The following is an 18,497-nucleotide window of genomic DNA, read 5'->3' as shown; positions in this document are numbered from 1 at the left end:
GCTCGGTGTTGGTGACGGCGACGCCAGGTCGACCAGGCCCAGCCCACGGTGCGGGCGGGGATGTGGATCAGAGATGCCAGGAGACGTCGGATCTCGGCGAGGGTGAGCGGGATGAGCCCGCTGCCAGGTCTTTTGGGGCGATCGCCGCGGTGACCGAGAGGTAGGCGTGGGCGAGCATGGCCAGGGTGATGTGGCGGTACCAGGCGTCGTAACGCCGCACCTGGTACTGGTCGAGCCCGACCTCGTTCTTCGCGGTCTGGAAGCACTCCTCGATCGCCCACCGGGCGCCGGCGACCCGGATGAGGTCGTCGTCACTGGTGCCGGGCGGGCCTGCGCACAGGTAGTAGGCCAACTCCGGCTCGTCACCGGCGGCGATCTGGGTGTCGGTGAGGATCTGACGGCGCACCAGCAGCCAGCGCCCCCACCCGGCGGGCGCCTCCGGTGGCGGAGACAGGCTGGCCACGGCCCAGTCGTAGAGCCGCTCACCCTTCGCCCCGTCCCCCGCCGAGCGGCGCTTCCACGCCTGCTCCGGCGCGCGAGCGACCAGGTCGTCGGCGCGTCGTGACCCGGCCAGCCCGGCGATGTCAGCCTCGAGCGAGAGCGGGATCGACTGACTGCGGGGCACGGCGACGACGTAGCCGATCCGGCGCTTCTCGCACCAGGAGCGGAACTTGTAGTCCTGACCGTAGGCCTCGTCCGCAGCCACCCACGACGCCGGGACACCAGCGTCGAGGGCCCGGCCGAGCATCTGCTTGGCCAGCACGGTCTTGGTGGCGAACTCGACCTCGTCGGGCACCGCCGCAGCCCGGCAACGTTCCCGATCACCGGTCCACGACCTGGGCAGGTAAAGCTCACGATCGATCAACGTGCGGCCCCTGCCGCTGGCATAGGCGCAGAACACCCCGAGCTGGCAGTTCTCCACCCGGCCCGCAGTGCCGGAGTACTGGCGCTGCACCCCGGCCGACTTGGCCCCCTTCTTCAGGAACCCGGTCTCGTCGACGATCAGCACCCCGCCGGGCTCGCCGAGGTGTTCTGTGACGTAGTCCCGCAGGTCATCGCGCATCCCGTCGGCGTCCCAAGCCGCCGAGTTGAGCAGCCGCTGCATCCCGTCCGGCGTCGTGTCACCGGCGACCTCGGCCAGCGTCCACCCGTTCTTCCCGGCCAACGGCGCCAACAATCCACGCACATACGCCCGCGCCCGACGCCGCGGCTCCGTCCGGAAGAACCGCCCCGCCACCAGCCCGAACAACCCGTCCAGGCCGCCGGCCCACGCCTCTAGGTCCTCCTCCACCTGCACAAGATCAAAGCCTAGCGCAGACCCACATCACGAAGTGCGGCTGGAGTACTAGGTGTACTCGGCCAGGACGTTGGTGACGGAGGTTTCGGTTCGACACGTAGTCAGGGTGTTTGAACAAGGGAGAGCCTCCGGGTGGGGTGTGGCTTGTCTAGGACCCACACCACCGCGGAGGCTCTCGTGTCCCACCGTAATGAGCCTTTCCCAGTAGGTGCTGGTTGATCATGTGGTTCGGTCGTGCTCGACGTGGAGCAGGACGAGCGCGGCGGCGGTGATCGCGCCGATCCGCCAGGGGCAGAAGCTGACCCGGCGTAGCGCCTTGAAGGTGGTCTTGAGCAGGGAGTTCCCGCGTTCGGCCACAGCCCTGACGGCGGAGTGCAGCGTGTTGACGGTGCGCTTGTCCACCGACAGCCCACCGCCGGTGGGGGTCTTGAACGGGCAGGTCAGGCGGGTGTTCTCACCCTCGTAGCCGAGGTCGGCGAGCACGACGTGGGTGTCGTCGGTCCAGCCCTCGATCGCGTCGAGCAGGCCGGGGTGACCGCGGGCGCAGGTGGTGTCGTGCTCGCGGCCCGGGCGCACCGGGGAGGTCCACAACGGCCACCCGTCAGGCGCGGTGAGGACCTGAACGTTCCCGCCGTGGACGTGGTGCTTACCCGACCACCACAGATCCACTCCCGGGGTCGGTCCGGGAGTGCGGGAGCGGTCAGTGTGGATCACGGTGCCGTCGAGGTGAACGTGGGTGTGCCCGGCGGTGCGGGCCGCGAGCAGCGCGCCGGGCAGTCCAGGCGCGGCGGCGGCCAGAACGTCGATACCTTCGTGCAGGTAGCGGTAGGTACTCGACAGGCTCAGCCGGTTGTCGGCGGCGAGCTGGGCGACCCGGGTCGCGTCGAGGAACCAGCGCAGCACCAGCACCGCGTGGCGGTCACAGTCCAGCGCCCGACGCCCGCTGCGAGTCCCGCGCCGGAGGCGTTCCTCGGCCAACAGCCGCGACAACATGGACGCGGTGGGCTCCCCGATCGGGAGCACGGCGGTGTAGGTGACAGGATCGGGCACGCGGGACCTCGGTGGTGAGTCGATCTTTGAGCGGACCGATCTCTTCTACCGGGGTCCCGCACCCTCGTTGAGCACCTCCACGCCCCCGGCGTGTCGCCGCCAGCCGCTCCCCACTACTGGGAAAGGCTCAATGCCCGCTTGACCGTGCACGGTCGTCGTGTGCTTGTTGAGCGGGTCGTCGATCAGGGCAGGCCGTGTGCACACGTCGCGGCCGAGCTGGGTATCTCGCGTCAGTGCGCACATCGCTGGGTCGCCCGCTTCCGCGCCCATGGTCTGGCTGGACTGGTTGAGCGCTCGTCGCGACCGCATCGGTGCACGACTCGGACCCCTGCCACGGTCGCGGATCGGGTGCTGGCTCTGCGTGCGCAGCAGCGTCAGGGTCAGGACCGGATCGGCCCCCAACTGGCGGTCCCGGCTCGGACGGTATCGAGGATCCTGCGCCGCCATCGGGTGCCCTACCTGCGTCAACTCGACCCGGTCACCGGGACCGTGATCCGAGCCAGTAAGACCACCGCGGTCCGCTACGAGCGTGACCGTCCCGGCGAGCTGGTGCACATGGACGTCAAGAAACTGGGCCGCATCCCTGACGGCGGCGGGTGGCGCGCGCACGGCCGGGCCGCCCGCGAACACACCCGCGACCGCGCCACCCGACTCGGGTTCGACTACATCCACTCGCTGGTCGACGACCACTCCAGGTTGGCCTACTCCGAGGTCCTACCCGACGAGAAGGGCCGCACCTGCGCCGGGTTCCTACGCCGGGCCGCCGGCTACTTCGCCGCCCACGGAATCACCAGGATCGAGCGGATCATGACCGACAATGCCTGGGCGTACCAGCATTCGTTGCGTGGCGTCGTCGCCGAGCTCGAGGCCAAGCAGGTGTTCATCAAGCCGCACTGCCCCTGGCAGAACGGCAAGGTCGAACGCCTTAACCGCACCCTGGCCACCGAATGGGCATACCGGCAGGTCTTCACCAGCAACGCCCAACGCGCTGCCGCGCTTGCCCCGTGGATCGAGCACTACAACACTCGACGGGGTCACAGTGCGCTCGGAGGACGACCCCCGCTCAGCCGCCTGTCACCAACCTGATGGCCGGGTACACCTAGGTCCTCGCGTCGGCCCTCGTCGTCAGTCCTCGTCGTCGTCCTCGTCATCGGAGCCGAAGAAGAACTGTGCGATGAGGACCGCGGCCCAGATCCCCATCGGCACCATCGGCCAGAAGAACGGGAGTCCCTCCCCGTCGGAGGCCGCGGAGACCGCGGTCACCACCCAGATGCCGGTCAGGATGACCGCGGTGCCGGCCCACGACCGCCACTCGGTGAGGTGCTCACGCCTCGCCTCGGCCTTCTCCACCTCCGCGGTCTCGGCGCGCACCGACGGCAGGGCCGTGCGCTCCACCGCGGGCAGGTCGGCGACCAGCCGGTCGAGATCCGCGCGGACGGTCGCCGCGTAGGCCTGCTGCAACCGCTCGTCGTACTCGGTCAGGGACAGCCGGCCTTCGTCGTGCGCCAGCGTCAGCCGTTCCGCGACCTCATTCCGTTCGGCGTCCGACACCCGCAGCACGGACCGCTCGTCGTCCCTGGACTCCCCCATGCCCGTCGAGCGTAGTGACCGAGCCGGTCAGCGGGGGCGGTCGTTCGGAGGATCCCCGACCCCGGGACCCGGCCGGACGGGTGGCGACGGCGACGCCGACCAGGCAGAGCAGGCCGCCGGCGAGCGCGGCCGGTGCGGGCACCTCCCCGAGCAGCGCCCAGGACAGCCCGACCACCAGCGGCGGGATCGCGTACGTGGTCGCGGCCAGCTTGCCCGCTGTGGTGCGGGTGAGGGCGTACCCCCAGGTCAGGAACGCGACGCCGGTCGGGAACACCCCCAGGTAGACGACGCCGGCGACGGCGGTCGCCGGTGCGGTGGCGAGCTCGGCGACCAGTGACGGCAGGAACGGCAGCAGCGCGACGGCCCCGGCGACGGCGCCGGTCCAGGTCATCGTCAGGGCGTCCACCCGGGGCAGCAGCCGCTTCTGCGCGACGGCCGCACCCGCGTAGACCAGCGCGGCGAGCAGCCCCAGCAGCACCCCGGACAGGTCGACGCCCCCGGCGGAGGAGGCAGCCGCGATCAGCGCCACCCCGGCGAACGCGACGCCCATCCCGGCCAGCAGCCGCGCGGGGAAGCCCTCCCCGAGCAGCAGCCCGGCCAGGACGGCGACGACCACCGGCGCCACGTTCACCAGCAGCGCGGTGGTGCCGGCGTCGAGGTGCCGCTCGGCCGCGTTCAGCGCGAGGTTGTAGACGCCGAACCAGGCCGCACCCCAGATCGCCACCGCGGCCAGCAGGCGTCCGCGGGGCAGCGGTGGGCCGGAGGTGCGTCTCCGGGCGCGGACGACGCTCAGGATCGCGGTCAGGGTCAGGGCCCCGAGCAGCATCCGCCCCAGGGCCAGCGCACCCGGGGACAGGTCGTGACCGACGGCGCGAATGGCCACGAACGCCGAGGCCCACAGCACGACGGTGGTGGCCGCGGCGGCGAGCGGCAGCAGCCGGGACCGGGTCGCGGGGCTCACAGGGTGGGCCGGCGGGTGTCGTAGCCGGTGCGGACGGGCAACCGTCGCGGTCGGTCCCGGAACGACCTGTACAGCGCGGCGAGGGCGGCGGGTGTGGTGAGGGCGAGCAGCCCCAGGTGCACGGTGGTCATGAGGACATCGTCGGACCGCCCCACGGTTCAGCACCAGCGACATGTTCTGTTCCTGGATTCAGTTCTGCTGTACGGTCGGGTGGTGCTCGACACCCATCGCCTGATGATCTTCCGGTCGGTCGTGGCCGGTGGGTCGGTACAGTCCGCCGCCGCCAACCTGGGGTACACGCCGTCGGCGGTGAGCCAGCACGTCACCGCGCTCGCCCGCGAGACCGGTCTGGTGCTGTTCGAGCGGGTGGGCCGCGGGCTGCGGCCGACCGCGGCCGGGCTGCTGCTGGCCGAACAGGCGGACGCGGTGCTGGCCCGGCTCGGGGAGGCCCAGGTGCTCGTCGAGGACCTGCGCACCGGGCGCACCGGGTCGCTGTCGGTGGCCTACTTCGCCTCCGTCGGGTCCGCCTGGATGCCGCGGGTCGTGCGCAGGCTGACCGGTGGCTTCCCGGGTGTCCTGCTCGACCTGGCCCTGCGCGAGTGGCTGCCCGACGACCCGGCCGACCGCTCGGACCTGCAGATCGCCGTCGAGCGACCGGATTACGAGGCCTGGCCCGGGTTCTCGGTGCACCACCTGCTCGACGACCCCTACGTCGTGGTGCTGCCCGACGATCACCCGCTGGCCGGGGCGGAGCAGGTCGACCTGGCAGACCTGGCCGGGCAGCGATGGGTGGACAACGACTTCGCCCGCGGGTGGTGCCGGCGTAACCTGGTCGAGGCCTGCGCCGCCGCCGGGTTCCGCCCGCCGTTCCACGTCGAGGCCCACGACTACCGCACGGCGCTGGCCTTCGTCGCCGCCGGCATCGGAGTCACCGTGCTCCCCCGGCTCGGGGCCGTCGACCTGCCGGCCGGGACCTGCGCGGTGCCGGTCGTGCGCCCCACACCGGTGCGGACGATCCTCGCGGTGGTCCGGGACGCCGCCGCTGCCGCGCCGCCGCTGCTGGCGGCGCTCGACGAGCTGCGCGCGCAGTCCGCCCTCAGCCCTGCGGGCGCACCATGATCTCGGTGAAGTGGGCGTCGCGGGTCGCGGTCAGCGCGGCCAGGATCGCGGCGCCGACCGACTCGGGGCGCAGGAACTTGGAGCCGTCGTACCCGCCGTCCGCCGTCCCGGCTGCGGTCGCCTCCTGGGCCACGACCCGCTCCTGCATCGCGGTGTCCACCCGGCCCGGGTGCACGGAGGTGACCCGGATGCCGTTGCTGGACTCCTCGGCACGCAGCGCCTCGCCGAAGGCGCGCAGCGCGAACTTGCTGGCCGCGTAGGAACCCCAACCCGGGCGGGCGGTGAGCCCGGCGCCGGAGTTGACGAGCACGACGTCGGCCCCGGTGTCCGTCCCGGCCGCGCGCAGCGCGGGCAGCAGCAGCCGGGTCGTCTCGGCGACCGCGACGACGTTGACGTCGAACTGGTGGCGCCAGGTCTGCGCGGTGGTCTCCTCGACGGTGCCCAGCTCCCCGACCCCGGCCGAGTGGACCAGCGCGTCGAGCCGGTCGATGCCGTCGAGGGCGGTGGCCAGCGCGTCGTCGTCGGTGAGTTCGACGGCCATGGTGCGGACCGCGACCGGGCCCGCCTCGGTCAGCTCGTCGGCGAGGGCCTCCAGCCGCTTCTCGTCCCGTCCGCCGAGGACCAGGTCGTAGCGCGGCGCGAGCAGCCGGGCGGTGGCGGCGCCGATGCCCTGGGAGGCACCGGTGATCAGGGCGAGCGGGCGGCGGGGAGCGGTCATCCGGTGAACCTACGACGACCGGCCCCGTCCTGCGCGCGGACGGGGCCGGTCGTACCGAGGAGCGGGTGCGTTCAGAGCCGAGCTTCGTTCCGCACGCTTCTCTCAGACCCGGCGGGCCGAGTTGAACGGCATCCGGTCGACGTCGGAGATCTTCACCGGCTGACCGCTCGTGGAGGCGTGCACGATCTGGCCGCCGCCGATGTAGATGCCGACGTGGCTGACCGGGCTGTAGAAGAAGACCAGGTCACCGGGCTTGAGGTTCGACTTCGACACCGGGGTGCCCACCTGGGCCTGGGCACGGCTCGTGCGGGGCAGGTCCTTGCCCGCCTTGGCGAAGGCGTAGCGGACCAGGCCGGAGCAGTCGAACGCGCTCGGGCCGGTGGCGCCCCAGCGGTAGGGCTTGCCGAGCTGGGCCAGCGCGGTCGACATCGCGCCGCTGCGTGCGGCGGCGGCCTGCGCGGCCGGGGCGGCGGCCTGCGCCGCGGAGGAGACCGAGAGCGCGGCCGGGTTCGCGCCGCGCGTCGGCAGCACGTTCGCGGCCGGGGCGACGGCACGGGTCACGGTCTCCGCGGTGGGTGCCGCGGCGGCGGTGGTGCCCGTGGGGGCCGCGGTGGCGGCGGGGAGCACGGACAGAACTGCGGCCGCGGCGGCAGTGGTGGCCACGACGGCGACGCGGAGCGCCGGAGCGGAATGACGCTGGGGCACGGTGGGGTCCTCGGGATGTTGCACCACCGGAGGAGCGGTCGGGGCGGGACCCGTGGACGCCGGTACGAAGGGGAAGTTCCGGTGGGGAGACCGGACAGCGCTCACGACCCGCCCGCGTCGTCGCCCGGCGGTGACCCTGCACCCCTCACCCCGGATGGGCGGTGGTCGCGCAAGGCCGGACCGCACATTACGAACAGATATTGCTCGATTAAATGACGCAGAACACATTCATTGCTTGACTGCGATCACGACGAATAACGAGAACATTCCGGATCGGTAACTTCAGATTCCGGAACATCTCCGGTACGGGAACGGCCCGGGGATGACCTGCGCGGTCGTCCCCGGGCCGTTGTACCGAGAAACCGATCAGTTGTCGATCTCGCCCCGGATGAACGCCTCGACCTTGTCGCGTGCCTCGGAGTCGCGGTACTGCTCCGGCGGCGACTTCATGAAGTAGCTCGACGCCGACAGGACCGGTCCGCCGATGCCGCGGTCCTTGGCGATCTTGGCCGCCCGCACCGCGTCGATGATGATGCCCGCGGAGTTCGGGGAGTCCCAGACCTCGAGCTTGTACTCCAGGTTCAGCGGGACGTCACCGAACGCGCGGCCCTCGAGCCGGACGTAGGCCCACTTGCGGTCGTCCAGCCAGGACACGTAGTCCGACGGGCCGATGTGCACGTTGCCCTTGCCCATGTCCCGGTCCACCTGCGAGGTGACGGCCTGGGTCTTGGAGACCTTCTTGGACTCCAGCCGCTCGAGCTCCTTCATGTTCAGGAAGTCCATGTTCCCGCCCACGTTGAGCTGCATCGTGCGGTCCAGCTGCACGCCGCGGTCCTCGAACAGCTTCGCCAGCACCCGGTGGGTGATGGTCGCGCCGACCTGGGACTTGATGTCGTCGCCGACGATCGGGACGCCGGCCGCACGGAACTTCTCCGCCCACTCCGGGTCCGAGGCGATGAACACCGGCAGCGCGTTGACGAAGGCGACACCCGCGTCCAGCGCGGCCTGTGCGTAGAACCGGTCGGCGTCCTCGCTGCCCACCGGCAGGTAGGACACCAGCACGTCGGCCTCGGTGTCGCGCAGCACCTGCACGACGTCGACGGGCTCGCCGTCGGCCTCGGTGATGGTCTCCCGGTAGAAGCGGCCGAGACCGTCGAGGGTCGGCCCGCGCTGCACGGTCACCCCGAGCGGCGGCACGTCCGCGATCTTGACCGTGTTGTTCTCACTGGCCGAGATCGCGTCGGCGAGATCCTGACCGACCTTCTTCGCGTCGACGTCGAACGCGGCCACGAAGGTCACGTCCCGGACGTGGTACCCGCCGAAGTCGACGTGCATCAGGCCGGGGACCTGGGTCGACGGATCGGCGTCCGCGTAGTAGTGAACCCCCTGGACCAGCGATGCCGCGCAGTTGCCCACGCCGACGACCGCCACCCGAACCTGGCTCATGTCAGGCTCCTCCTGTTGTCTCGTCCTGTCGTACCCCGCCGGTCGCGGGCCGGGATGGCCCGCCGCCGGGGAAGGTCCTCTCGTCACGGCCGTCCGTGGCATCCTGCTCGGCCCGTTCGGTCGCGATCAGCTCGTTCAGCCAGCACACCTCGCGCTCGGAGCACTCCAGCCCGAGCCGGTGCAGCTCGCGGGTGTAGCGGTCGACGCCCTCGCAGGGTCTGCCGAGCGCGGTGCGCAGGCCGTCCCGGCGTTCCTCGACGGCCCGTCTGCGGCCCTCCAGGATCCGGATCCTGGTCTCCGCCGGTGTCCGCGCGAAGAACGCCAGGTGCACGTCGAAGCTTCCGTCCTCCCAGGCCTGGGGGCCGGCCTCGGCGAGCATGGCAGCGAACCGGTCCCGGCCCGCCGGGGTGATGCGGTAGACCCGCCTGCCCCGTCGCAGCCGTCCCGGAGTGCGTCCGTACTGATCACCCGCCTCGTCGGTGGTCTCCGCGATCGACCCGGCCCGGAGCAGCCGGCGCAGGGCCGGGTACAACGAGCCGTAGGAGAACGCGCGGAAGCCGCCGAGCCGGCGACCGAGCTGCTTGCGCAGCTCGTACCCGTGCAGCGGACCGTCCTGGAGCAGGCCGAGGACCGCGAAGTCCAGCATCGCGACCTCCTCCGTGCGGACCGCCGACCGGTCACCCTATCGGTCCGATACATCGATCCGCCCATGTGATGATCGTGATCACAGGCGACCGCGGACCGGACGAGTCCCCCGACCAGGTACGGAACGGTCGTGCCCGCAGGGCCCCGTGCGGGACGGCGATGGGTCCGCGGGTCCGTCCCGCGTACCCTGGACGGGTGCTCAGCCCGCGACAGGTGGTGGACTACGCCCTGCAGCGCCGTGCTCTGCTGGCCGACGTCCGGGCCGGTCGGGTCGGCCGTGAGGAGGTGTGTGATGCGGGTGCCTACCTGCTCCGCGCCGCGCGCTTCCACGGCGCCCCCGCCGACCGGGCCTGTCCGGTCTGCCGGCACGACGAGCTCGCCCAGGTCTCCTGGGTGTTCGGCGAGAGTCTGCGTCACGTCTCCGGCTCGGCCCGCTCCGCGGCGGACCTCGAGCAGCTCGCCGCGCAGGTCGCCGACTTCTCGGTGCACGTCGTCGAGGTGTGCACCGAGTGCCGCTGGAACCACCTGGTCCGCTCGTTCGTCCTCGGCACCGGCCGCCCCCGCCGTGGCCGGCGGAGTGCGGGTGGCTGAGTCCGATGGCGCCCTGCCCGACGAGCACGACCACCCGGACCGCGTGCACCGCGCCGGTCCGACGCCGGATCCCCTCGGCCCCGGGCACCCCCGGCCCGGGTTGCTGCGGATCCGGTCCACCGCATCCCACGGAGCCGCCCGGTGAACGACGAGCGTGACCCCCGGCGCACCCCGCCGCCGCCCCCGCCCCCCGGTCCCCCGCGGTCCCGCCCCCCGATGCCCCCGCCGCCACCCCGGCCGGGCGCGGGCGCCCGTCCTCCGATGCCCCCGCCGCCCCCCGGCCGTCCGCCGGTGGGCGGCGGTCCCGCGCCCGCGGGACCGCCGCCGCGCCCGGTCCCCCAGCCCCCTCCGCCGCTGCTGACCCACGACGACTCGGGGGTCGGCCACTTCGACCCGGTCGTCCGGCCGGCCCAGGCCGGCCCGCGCACGGCCGCCCCGCAGCGCACCGGCCGTCCGCCGGCCGGTGCGGCGGCGGCCGCGGCGGCACCGGCCACGGCCACCCGTCGTGGGGCCGGGGGCGGCCGGCCGCCCGGCCCGCCCGGTCGTTCCGACGGTCGCGGTCCCGGCGACGGCGGCGACGGGAAGAAGAAGCCCGGCCGTCGTCGCCGGCTCCGGCGCTGGCTGATCGGGCTCGCCGCGGTCGCGGTGATCGGCCCGCTGGTCGCCTTCGCGATCGGCTGGCTGGTCTTCCCGGTTCCCGCCGCCGACGACATCGCCGTCACCCAGGTCGCGACCTTCACCTACGCCGACGGCGCCCCGCTGGCCACCGTGCGGCCGGACAACGTCAACCGGACCAGCGTCGACCTGTCCCAGGTGCCGGTGCCGGTCCAGCAGGCCGTGCTGTCCGCCGAGGACCGCACGTTCTTCTCCAACCCCGGCTTCGACATCACCGGCATCGCGCGGGCGGTGATCAACCAGCTCTCCGGCGGGATCGGCGGCGGCTCGACGATCACCCAGCAGTACATCAAGGTGACCACCGGCAACGACCAGTACTCGCTGTTCCGCAAGTTCCGCGAGGTCGTGCTGGCCGCGAAGATGTCCAAGGAGATGACCAAGGAGCAGATCCTCGGCAACTACCTGAACGCGATCTACCTGGGTCGCGGCGCCTACGGCATCCAGGCCGCCAGCCAGGCGTACTTCGGGAAGAACGTCCAGGACCTGAACGCCTCCGAGGGCGCGATGATCGCCGGGCTGATCCAGTCGCCGTCGCGCTGGGACCCGGCGAAGAACCTCGAGATGTCCCAGCAGCGGTGGAACTTCGTGCTCGACGGCATGGTCGCCCAGGGCTGGATGAGCCCGGCCGACCGGGCGCAGCAGAGGTTCCCGCAGTGGCGGGAGGCCTCCGCGGCCGAGGGCGGGGGCATCCCCGGTGACGACAAGGGCCACATCTACAACGCGGCCCGCGCCGAGCTGGAGAAGCTCGGGATCTCCGAGACCGAGATCAACACCCAGGGCATGACGGTCACCACGACGATCGACCCGAAGGCCCAGGAGGACGCGGCGAAGGCCGTCCAGAAGGTGATGGAGGGCCAGCCCGACAACCTGCGGTCCTCGCTGGTGTCGGTGAACCCGAAGACCGGCGCGGTCATCGCCTACTTCGGCGGGGAGAACGGCGTCGGTCTCGACTACGCCTCGGTGCTCAAGCAGCCCGGCTCGTCGTTCAAGCCGTTCGTGCTCGCGGCGGCGCTGCAGGCGAACCCGCCGGTCGGCCTCGGCACGATCTACGACGGCTCCTCCCCCCAGGAGCTCGCCGGCACGACGGTCACCAACTCCGAGGGCGTGAGCTGCGGCCAGTGCTCGGTGAAGGAGGCCATGACCAAGTCGATCAACACGGTCTTCTACCGGATGGGCCTCGACGTCGGCCCGCAGCGCGTCGCCGACGCCGCGCACCAGGCGGGCATCCCCGCCGACCTGCTGCCGAACCCCACCGGCGGCATCTCGCTGGGTGACCGCGAGGTCCACCCCGAGGACATGGCCGCGGCCTACGCCACGTTCGCGGCCGACGGCATGCGGCGCGACCCGTTCCTGGTCGCGAAGGTCACCGCCAGCGACGGCCGGGTCATCTACGACCGCGGCAGCACCGACAACGGTCAGCAGGTCATGCCGGCCGAGGTCGCCCGCAACGTCACCGAGTCCATGACCGACGTCGCGAGCTCGTCGCGGATCGGGCTGGACGGGCGTCCGGTCGCCGCGAAGACCGGCACCGTGCAGAGCGGCGTCGAGGGTCAGAACAACGACGCCTGGACCGTCGGCTACACCCCGTCGGTGTCCACCGCTGTGTGGGTCGGCACCGACGACAACTCCCCGATCAAGAACTCCGCGGGACGTCCGGTCTACGGGCGGATGCTGCCCGGCTCGATCTGGCAGTCGTTCATGACGGACGCGCTGCGGGGTACCCCGGTGGAGCAGTTCTCCGACTTCGAGCCGATCGGCCAGGCCCCGGCGCGGGCCGTCTCGAACGACTCGGGGCAGGGTGACGAGCAGCAGACCACCACCCAGGAGCCCGGCGACGGCCGCGACAACGGCGACAACGGCGACCGGGGTGACCGCGCGGACCGGGGTGACTCCTCGGGTGACGGCTCGGGCGACGCGTCCGGCGACGGCAACGACGGCGACGGCGACGGCGACGGCGACGACGGCGGTGGTGACGGCGACGGTCAGCCGGGCTCCGACGCGGGCCGGGACCGTCCGGGCCGCGGGGGCGACAACTGACCGCAGGCGCCCGGCCCGGAGCCGCTCCGCCCACCCCCCGCGAGGCGCCGGGGGCGGGCGTCCGGGACCGGGACATCCCGACCTGGACCGAGCCGTTGGCGCGCGCCGCCAGTCGGGTCGTCGGCGGCCCGATGGGCCGGCACGCACTCGTCGGACGGGCCCGGTGGTGGACGCCGCTGCGGGTGGTGCTGCTGTTCGCCGTCGTCGTGCTGGCGCTGGGCTGGCTGGGCAAGGCGGCCTGCCTGCAGGAGTACCGCACCCCGGACGGTGCGCTCGCGCTGGACTGGCGCAACGACCGCCAGTACGTCGCGATGTGCTACTCCGACACCGTCCCGCTCTACGGGCTGGAGGGTCTCGCCGACGACGCCGTGCCCTACCGCGACGCCTGGTTCGAGACCGCCGCCGACGGCTCCCGCACCGCCCGGTACATGGAGTACCCGGTCGTCACCGGGATGTTCCAGTACCTCAACGCGCAGCTGACCGACGGCTGGCAGTGGCTGGCCGAGCGGCTGCCGCTGCCGACCGCGCTCGACGTCGTCGTCTACTTCGACGTCACCGCGATCTGGCTGGCCATGGCCTGGCTGGTGGTGGTGTGGGCGGTGCTGATGCTCCGCCCGGAACGTCCGTGGGACGCCGCGCTGGTCGCGCTGTCCCCGCTGGTGGTGGTGCACGCGTTCACCAACTTCGACACGCTCACCGTCGCGCTCGCGACCGGCGCGCTGCTCGCGCTGCGCCGCGACCGGCCGGTCTGGGCCGGGGTGCTGCTCGGGATCGGCGGCGCGGCGAAGCTCTACCCGCTGCTGCTCCTGCTGCCGGTGCTGCTCGTCGGCTGGCGACGCCGCGACGACGGCGGCCTCCCGCGTGCCGCCTGGACGATCGGCGCCGCCGTCCTCGCCTGGGTGGCGGTGAACCTCCCGGTCGCGCTGGCCTGGCCGCGCGGCTGGGTCGAGTTCTTCCTCCTCAACCGCACGCGCCCGGCCGACCCGGACTCGATCTGGTACTCGCTGTACTGGTTCACCGGCTGGTCCGGTTTCGACGGCCCGCTCGGCGACGGGCAGTCCCCCACCGTGCTCAACACCGTCACCGCGGTCCTCATGGTGCTGGCGTTCGCCGCGATCGCCTGGCTCGCGCTGCGCGCGCCGCGCCCGCCCGCGGTCGCCGAGCTGGCGTTCCTGACGGTCTCGGCATTCCTGCTGGTCAACAAGGTGTGGAGCCCGCAGTACTCGCTGTGGCTGGTTCCGCTCGCGGTGCTCGCCCTGCCACGCTGGCGGCTGCTGCTGGCGTGGATGACCGTCGACGCGCTGGTCTGGGTACCGCGGATGTTCCAGTACCTGGGTGTCGCGAACAAGGGGCTGCCGCCGGAGCCGTTCCTGGTGACGCTGCTGGTCCGCGACGCCGTGGTCGTCGCCCTGTGCGTGCTCGTCGTCCGGCAGATCCTGCGGCCCGGCACCGACCCGGGCCGGGACCCGGAGCCGGTGTGGCCGGTCGGCCCGCGTTCCTCCCGGGCTGCCGCGCCCCCAGTTCCTGCCGTGCCCACAGCGCCCACAGTGCCCGCCGCCGCGTCCGCCGGTGTCCTACCCGCACGGAGCGGGCGGCGCCGGAGCGGGGACGGCGGTGGACCCGGCGCCACCGGTCCGGACGGCGCGACCCGGTCCACCGGCTCCGGCCGGGCCACCCGCGCGGCCGCACCCGAGCCGTGGCCGTCCCGGGCGGCCCGCACCCGGCGCGACCCTGCGGACTGACCCGCGGCTGCTCTATCCGGCCGGCGGCGCGGCCGGGCGGGCGGTCCGGCACCGGGCCCCGTGCGGCACTGGGCCCGGCATCGTGCGCGACGTCCTCGATCGGTCGCGGCCGCGTGCGGCGGCGACGGAGACCGGTGCCGCGCCCGGCCGGGTGCGACCATCGGGACATGGCCGACGACGTGGTGGTCCCGGAACCGGTGCAGCAGCGGCTGCGGGAGCGTGTCGAGGCGGCGCTGACGACGCTCCCGCCGGCCGAGCGCCGGGCCGCGTCGGAGGCGGACCGGGTGGGGAAGCGGGCCGCCGCCGTCACCCTGACGCTGCTGCCGGTCCCCGGTGCCACCGGCGAAGGCCGCCTCGCCGACGAGGTCGCGTTCGTCCTGACCCGGCGCGCCCGGTCGCTGCGGGCGCACTCCGGGCAGTGGGCCCTACCGGGCGGGCGGCTCGACCCGGGTGAGACCGCCGAGGAGGCGGGGCGCCGCGAGGTGTCCGAGGAGATCGGGCTCGAGCTCGGTCCGGACCGCGTGCTCGGCCTGCTCGACGACTACCCGACCCGATCCGGCTACGTCATCACCCCGATCGTGCTGTGGGCCGGCGGCGCGGGCGAGCCGACGCCGAACCCGGACGAGGTGGCCGAGCTGTACCGCCCGCCGCTGGCCGAGATCGACCACGAGCCGCGGTTCCTGACGATCCCCGAGTCCGACGCCCCGGTGATCCAGGTGCCGCTTTTCGACCGCTTCGTCCACGCCCCCACCGGCGCGGTGCTCCACCAGTTCCGCGAGGTCGTCCTGCACGGGCGCCCCACCCGGGTCGCGCACCTGGAGCAGCCGGTCTTCGCCTGGCGCTGAGGCGCCCCGGGGCTCACGCCGGCCGGCCGGCTCGCCGGTACCGCCCGAGCCCGCCTCAGGTGTGCTCCCGCAGGAACGCGATATCGCGGGCCTGCCCCTCGGTCGGGGTCTCCACCACGACCGGCGCCCCCGCCGCCGCGACGACGGCGGCCAGCTCGTCCGGCGGGATCGTGCCGTCGTCGATGTTGGCGTGCCGGTCGCGGGCCGAGTCGAACGCGTCGCGCGAGTTGTTCAGGTGGATCAGGTCGATCCGCCCGGTGATCCCCCGGACCCGGTCGACGATCCCGGCCAGCTCCTCGCCGCCGGCGAAGGCGTGGCAGGTGTCCAGGCAGAACCCGACGCCGAACTCGCCCACGGCGTCCCACAGCCGGCCCAGCGCGTCGAACCGGCGGGCCATCGCGTTGTCCCCGCCTGCGGTGTTCTCGATCAGGACGGGCACGTCGAAGCCGTGCTCACCGGCCTGGCGCTCGACGAACTTGCGCCAGTTGTCGACGCCGACCGCCGGGTCGTCGTCCTTCGTGACGTGGCCGCCGTGCACGACCAGCCCGAACGCGCCGACCTCGGCGGCCCCGGCCAGGTGGTGCTGGACGATCGTGCGGCTGGGGATGCGGATCCGGTTGTTCGTGGACGCGACGTTCGCGGTGTAGGGCGCGTGCACCACCACCGCGACGTCCGAGGCGGCCAGCTCCGCGGCCCGCGGGTGCGGCGGCGGCTTCTTCCAGCCCTGCGGGTCGGACAGGAAGAGCTGGATCACCTCGGCCCCGACCTCGGCGGCCGCGGCCAGGGGGTCCTCGGCGTCGCGGACGTGTGCTCCGATCTGCATGCGGGCACGGTAGCGAGGACCCCCGACAGTCCTCGGCCGCCGGTGGGGTCCGCCGCGGCGCTCCCCCCGCGGGAGGCCGCGGACCGGGCACCCGTACGGCGACGGGGGTCCCCGCGGGCCCGACCCGGACCCGCCACGGCGATCCCCGTACCCGCAGGTCGGGGCCGGACCGGCCGTTGCTAGCCTGTACCGGCATACCCGCAGGTCCCGTGCATTCCGCCGGAAACCGTCGGGGTGCACTGAGAACCTCCTGTCACGGCCGTCCGGGCCGTGACCGTTTCGAGTCCATAGGAGGTGAGTGGTTCTCATGCGTCATTACGAGGTCATGGTCATCCTCGACGGCGGCCTGGACGAGCGCACTGTGCAGCCGTCCCTGGAGCAGTTCCTCACCGTCGTGAAGAACGACGGCGGATCGGTCGAGAAGATCGAGGTCTGGGGCAAGCGCCGCCTGGCCTACGAGATCAAGAAGCAGGGCGAGGCCATCTACGCGGTCCTCGACATCACCGCGGAGCCCGCCACCGTCGCCGAGCTGGACCGCCAGCTGGGTCTGAACGAGTCCGTGCTGCGCACCAAGGTCCTGCGCAAGGACGTCACCCGCACGCCGGCGCCCGCCGCCGGCTGATTGGAGCCGTCATGGCCGGCGAGACCGTCATCACCGTCGTGGGCAACCTGACGGCGGATCCCGAGCTGCGGTTCACCCCGTCCGGCGCCGCGGTCGCCAACTTCACCGTGGCGTCCACCCCGCGCACCTTCGACCGCCAGTCCGGCGAGTGGAAGGACGGCGAGGCGCTCTTCCTGCGGTGCAACATCTGGCGCCAGGCGGCGGAGAACGTCGCCGAGTCCCTGACCCGCGGCGCGCGCGTCGTGGTCCAGGGTCGTCTGCGCCAGCGGTCGTTCGAGACCAAGGAAGGCGAGAAGCGGACCGTCGTGGAGATGGAGGTCGACGAGGTCGGCCCGTCCCTGCGCTACGCGACCGCCAAGGTCAACAAGGTCAACCGGGGCGGAGGCTCTGGTGGCTTCGGTGGCGGCGGCGGTGGCTACGACGGCGGTGGCGCCCGACAGGGTGGCGGTTCCGGCGGCGGAGGCAACTCCGGCGGCGGCTATGACGACCCCTGGGGTTCGGCCCCGCCCGCGGGCAGTGGCGCCGCGTCCGACGACGAGCCCCCCTTCTGATCCACGTACCTCTCCGCCCGTGACGGGCGGAGGACGATCTCCAGGAGCACCACCATGGCCAAGGCCATCGTGCGCAAGCCGAAGAAGAAGGTCTGCGCTTTCTGCAAGGACAAGGCCCAGCTGATCGACTACAAGGACACCGGTCTGCTGCGGAAGTTCATCTCCGACCGCGGGAAGATCCGTGCCCGTCGGGTCTCCGGCAACTGCCGGCAGCACCAGCGGGACGTCGCCGTCGCGGTCAAGAACTCCCGCGAGGTGGCCCTGCTGCCGTACACCTCGACCGCTCGCTGAGGAAGGGGAGACACATGAAGCTCATCCTCAACGCCGACGTCCCGAACCTGGGTGCCCCGGGTGACATCGTCGAGGTCAAGGACGGCTACGGCCGCAACTACCTGCTGCCGCGCAAGCTCGCGGTCGTCGCCACCCGTGGCGCCGAGAAGCAGGTCGAGCAGATCCGCCGGGCCCAGAAGTCCCGCGAGATCCGCGATCTGGGCCACGCCCAGCAGGTCGACTCGCAGCTGCGCAACATCAACGTGACCGTCTCGGCCAAGGCCGGCGACACGGGCCGCCTGTTCGGCTCGATCACCCCGGCCCAGGTCGTCGACGCCGTCAAGGCGGCCGGCGGTCCGCTGCTGGACAAGCGCAGCATCGACGTCCCGGGTCACCTCAAGACCCTGGGCAAGCACCAGGTGCAGGTCCGCCTGCACCCGGAGGTCACCACCGAGCTGCCGATCGCGGTCGTCGCGAGCTGAGCGGTCCGGTGGTCGTACGACCACTGAGCGTGATCAGGGCGGGGTTCGGAGCCATGTGCTCCGGACCCCGCCCTTTCGCGTGTCCGGAGTCGGCCGTACGGGCGCCACGGACACGGTGTGCAGTCCCGGGTGGACGATCGACACCGATCGAATGACCCCGCACCGGGATGCCTTGTCACGCAGCCGACACGCCGCCCGGTGACGATCCACTCGTCGGGCGGGCCTGTGGACGCGCCGGGCGGTGAACGGCCCGCCGGGCGCTCCGACACGCCAGTACGCGGCGTGCGACGACACGCCAGAGCAAAGTTGTCCACAGCTGTGAACATGC

Annotated in this window: 20 protein-coding genes; 10 read left to right on the top strand and 10 right to left on the bottom strand. The window is 72.6% G+C overall.

From position 1 onward, the window contains the following. Positions 1–67: 67 nt before the first annotated feature. Positions 68–1,291, bottom strand: a complete 1,224-nt coding sequence (locus XF36_RS27665) for an IS701 family transposase (RefSeq protein WP_082375830.1) — start codon at positions 1,289–1,291, stop codon at positions 68–70. Positions 1,292–1,516: 225 nt separating this feature from the next. Continuing rightward, positions 1,517–2,290 carry an HARBI1 family protein gene (locus XF36_RS27660; protein ID WP_060714462.1) on the bottom strand — a complete coding sequence of 258 codons (774 nt, stop codon included), beginning with the start codon at positions 2,288–2,290 and terminating at the stop codon, positions 1,517–1,519. 147 nt (positions 2,291–2,437) lie between these two features. Here XF36_RS27660 and XF36_RS27655 point away from each other — a divergent pair, with 147 nt between their 5' ends. Continuing rightward, complete coding sequence (locus XF36_RS27655) at positions 2,438–3,433, top strand: IS481 family transposase (protein ID WP_060714219.1); 996 nt, start codon at positions 2,438–2,440, stop codon at positions 3,431–3,433. A gap of 39 nt (positions 3,434–3,472) precedes the next feature. Here the strand turns inward: XF36_RS27655 and XF36_RS27650 are convergent, their stop codons facing one another. The 3 genes from XF36_RS27650 to XF36_RS34935 are packed head-to-tail and all read right to left on the bottom strand — an operon-like array spanning position 3,473 to position 5,029. Next, on the bottom strand, positions 3,473–3,937 hold the full coding sequence (locus tag XF36_RS27650; protein ID WP_060714218.1) for a DUF1707 SHOCT-like domain-containing protein: 465 nt from the start codon (positions 3,935–3,937) through the stop codon (positions 3,473–3,475). Next, the gene (locus XF36_RS27645; RefSeq protein WP_145981542.1) at positions 3,876–4,898 is read right to left on the bottom strand and encodes a DMT family transporter; all 1,023 of its coding nucleotides are present in this window, start codon (positions 4,896–4,898) and stop codon (positions 3,876–3,878) included. Before XF36_RS27645 ends, XF36_RS27650 begins: the two co-directional genes overlap by 62 nt. Further along, entirely contained in the window at positions 4,895–5,029 is a 135-nt protein-coding gene (locus XF36_RS34935; protein WP_255357077.1) for a hypothetical protein, read from the bottom strand. The genes XF36_RS27645 and XF36_RS34935 overlap by 4 nt, the downstream gene beginning before the upstream one ends. Before the next feature lie 82 nt (positions 5,030–5,111). On the opposite strand from XF36_RS34935, the gene XF36_RS27640 reads away from it, so the two are divergent. Further along, a complete protein-coding gene (locus XF36_RS27640) occupies positions 5,112–6,017 on the top strand; it encodes a LysR family transcriptional regulator (RefSeq protein WP_060715023.1) in 906 nt (301 codons plus the stop codon). Here the strand turns inward: XF36_RS27640 and XF36_RS27635 are convergent. From XF36_RS27635 to XF36_RS27620, 4 genes are all read right to left on the bottom strand, one after another. After that, complete coding sequence (locus tag XF36_RS27635; protein ID WP_060714217.1) at positions 5,995–6,735, bottom strand: SDR family oxidoreductase; 741 nt, start codon at positions 6,733–6,735, stop codon at positions 5,995–5,997. The genes XF36_RS27640 and XF36_RS27635 overlap by 23 nt on opposite strands. 102 nt (positions 6,736–6,837) lie before the next feature. Continuing rightward, positions 6,838–7,440 carry a C40 family peptidase gene (locus XF36_RS35380; RefSeq protein ID WP_349675520.1) on the bottom strand — a complete coding sequence of 201 codons (603 nt, stop codon included), beginning with the start codon at positions 7,438–7,440 and terminating at the stop codon, positions 6,838–6,840. A gap of 366 nt (positions 7,441–7,806) precedes the next feature. Beyond that, on the bottom strand, positions 7,807–8,886 hold the full coding sequence (locus XF36_RS27625) for an inositol-3-phosphate synthase (RefSeq protein WP_060714215.1): 1,080 nt from the start codon (positions 8,884–8,886) through the stop codon (positions 7,807–7,809). Between the two features lies 1 nt (position 8,887). Continuing rightward, positions 8,888–9,532: a PadR family transcriptional regulator gene (locus tag XF36_RS27620; protein WP_060714214.1), complete on the bottom strand. Its 645-nt coding sequence runs from the start codon at positions 9,530–9,532 to the stop codon at positions 8,888–8,890. Positions 9,533–9,726: 194 nt separating this feature from the next. Between XF36_RS27620 and XF36_RS27615 the strand changes: the two genes are divergently transcribed. From XF36_RS27615 to XF36_RS27600, 4 genes are all read left to right on the top strand, one after another. Beyond that, positions 9,727–10,122, top strand: coding sequence for a DUF5318 family protein (locus XF36_RS27615; RefSeq protein ID WP_060715022.1), 396 nt, complete (start codon positions 9,727–9,729; stop codon positions 10,120–10,122). A gap of 261 nt (positions 10,123–10,383) precedes the next feature. Beyond that, the gene (locus XF36_RS27610) at positions 10,384–12,834 is read left to right on the top strand and encodes a transglycosylase domain-containing protein (protein ID WP_082375699.1); all 2,451 of its coding nucleotides are present in this window, start codon (positions 10,384–10,386) and stop codon (positions 12,832–12,834) included. A gap of 95 nt (positions 12,835–12,929) precedes the next feature. Then, the gene (locus tag XF36_RS27605) at positions 12,930–14,576 is read left to right on the top strand and encodes a glycosyltransferase family 87 protein (protein WP_414706211.1); all 1,647 of its coding nucleotides are present in this window, start codon (positions 12,930–12,932) and stop codon (positions 14,574–14,576) included. 167 nt (positions 14,577–14,743) lie between these two features. Further along, entirely contained in the window at positions 14,744–15,421 is a 678-nt protein-coding gene (locus tag XF36_RS27600) for an NUDIX hydrolase (RefSeq protein WP_060714211.1), read from the top strand. A gap of 55 nt (positions 15,422–15,476) precedes the next feature. On the opposite strand, the gene XF36_RS27595 is transcribed toward XF36_RS27600, so the two are convergent. After that, entirely contained in the window at positions 15,477–16,244 is a 768-nt protein-coding gene (locus tag XF36_RS27595) for a deoxyribonuclease IV (protein ID WP_060714210.1), read from the bottom strand. A gap of 307 nt (positions 16,245–16,551) precedes the next feature. Here XF36_RS27595 and rpsF point away from each other — a divergent pair, with 307 nt between their 5' ends. The 4 genes from rpsF to rplI are packed head-to-tail and all read left to right on the top strand — an operon-like array spanning position 16,552 to position 18,169. Further along, positions 16,552–16,866: a 30S ribosomal protein S6 gene (gene rpsF / locus XF36_RS27590; RefSeq protein ID WP_043277749.1), complete on the top strand. Its 315-nt coding sequence runs from the start codon at positions 16,552–16,554 to the stop codon at positions 16,864–16,866. 11 nt (positions 16,867–16,877) lie between these two features. Further along, positions 16,878–17,417 (top strand): single-stranded DNA-binding protein, encoded by a 540-nt coding sequence (locus tag XF36_RS27585; protein ID WP_020623470.1) that lies wholly within the window; start codon positions 16,878–16,880, stop codon positions 17,415–17,417. Positions 17,418–17,471: 54 nt separating this feature from the next. Then, positions 17,472–17,708: a 30S ribosomal protein S18 gene (gene rpsR, locus XF36_RS27580; RefSeq protein WP_020623471.1), complete on the top strand. Its 237-nt coding sequence runs from the start codon at positions 17,472–17,474 to the stop codon at positions 17,706–17,708. Between the two features lie 14 nt (positions 17,709–17,722). After that, positions 17,723–18,169 (top strand): 50S ribosomal protein L9, encoded by a 447-nt coding sequence (rplI, locus tag XF36_RS27575; protein WP_060714209.1) that lies wholly within the window; start codon positions 17,723–17,725, stop codon positions 18,167–18,169. Positions 18,170–18,497 lie beyond the last annotated feature (328 nt).

Source organism: Pseudonocardia sp. HH130629-09 (genome assembly GCF_001294645.1).
Lineage (GTDB): Bacteria > Actinomycetota > Actinomycetes > Mycobacteriales > Pseudonocardiaceae > Pseudonocardia.
This window is presented reverse-complemented; position numbering and strand designations above follow the sequence as displayed.

Excerpts from the sequence above, each read along its gene's own strand:
- XF36_RS27660 (WP_060714462.1), bottom strand. The coding sequence starts at position 2,290 with ATGTTGTCGCGGCTGTTGGCCGAGGAACGCCTCCGGCGCGGGACTCGC.
- XF36_RS27650 (WP_060714218.1), bottom strand. The coding sequence starts at position 3,937 with ATGGGGGAGTCCAGGGACGACGAGCGGTCCGTGCTGCGGGTGTCGGAC.
- XF36_RS34935 (WP_255357077.1), bottom strand. The coding sequence starts at position 5,029 with ATGACCACCGTGCACCTGGGGCTGCTCGCCCTCACCACACCCGCCGCC.
- XF36_RS27635 (WP_060714217.1), bottom strand. The coding sequence starts at position 6,735 with ATGACCGCTCCCCGCCGCCCGCTCGCCCTGATCACCGGTGCCTCCCAG.
- XF36_RS27625 (WP_060714215.1), bottom strand. The coding sequence starts at position 8,886 with ATGAGCCAGGTTCGGGTGGCGGTCGTCGGCGTGGGCAACTGCGCGGCA.
- XF36_RS27620 (WP_060714214.1), bottom strand. The coding sequence starts at position 9,532 with ATGCTGGACTTCGCGGTCCTCGGCCTGCTCCAGGACGGTCCGCTGCAC.
- XF36_RS27610 (WP_082375699.1), top strand. The coding sequence starts at position 10,384 with ATGCCCCCGCCGCCCCCCGGCCGTCCGCCGGTGGGCGGCGGTCCCGCG.
- XF36_RS27600 (WP_060714211.1), top strand. The coding sequence starts at position 14,744 with ATGGCCGACGACGTGGTGGTCCCGGAACCGGTGCAGCAGCGGCTGCGG.
- XF36_RS27595 (WP_060714210.1), bottom strand. The coding sequence starts at position 16,244 with ATGCAGATCGGAGCACACGTCCGCGACGCCGAGGACCCCCTGGCCGCG.
- rpsF (WP_043277749.1), top strand. The coding sequence starts at position 16,552 with ATGCGTCATTACGAGGTCATGGTCATCCTCGACGGCGGCCTGGACGAG.
- XF36_RS27585 (WP_020623470.1), top strand. The coding sequence starts at position 16,878 with ATGGCCGGCGAGACCGTCATCACCGTCGTGGGCAACCTGACGGCGGAT.
- rpsR (WP_020623471.1), top strand. The coding sequence starts at position 17,472 with ATGGCCAAGGCCATCGTGCGCAAGCCGAAGAAGAAGGTCTGCGCTTTC.
- rplI (WP_060714209.1), top strand. The coding sequence starts at position 17,723 with ATGAAGCTCATCCTCAACGCCGACGTCCCGAACCTGGGTGCCCCGGGT.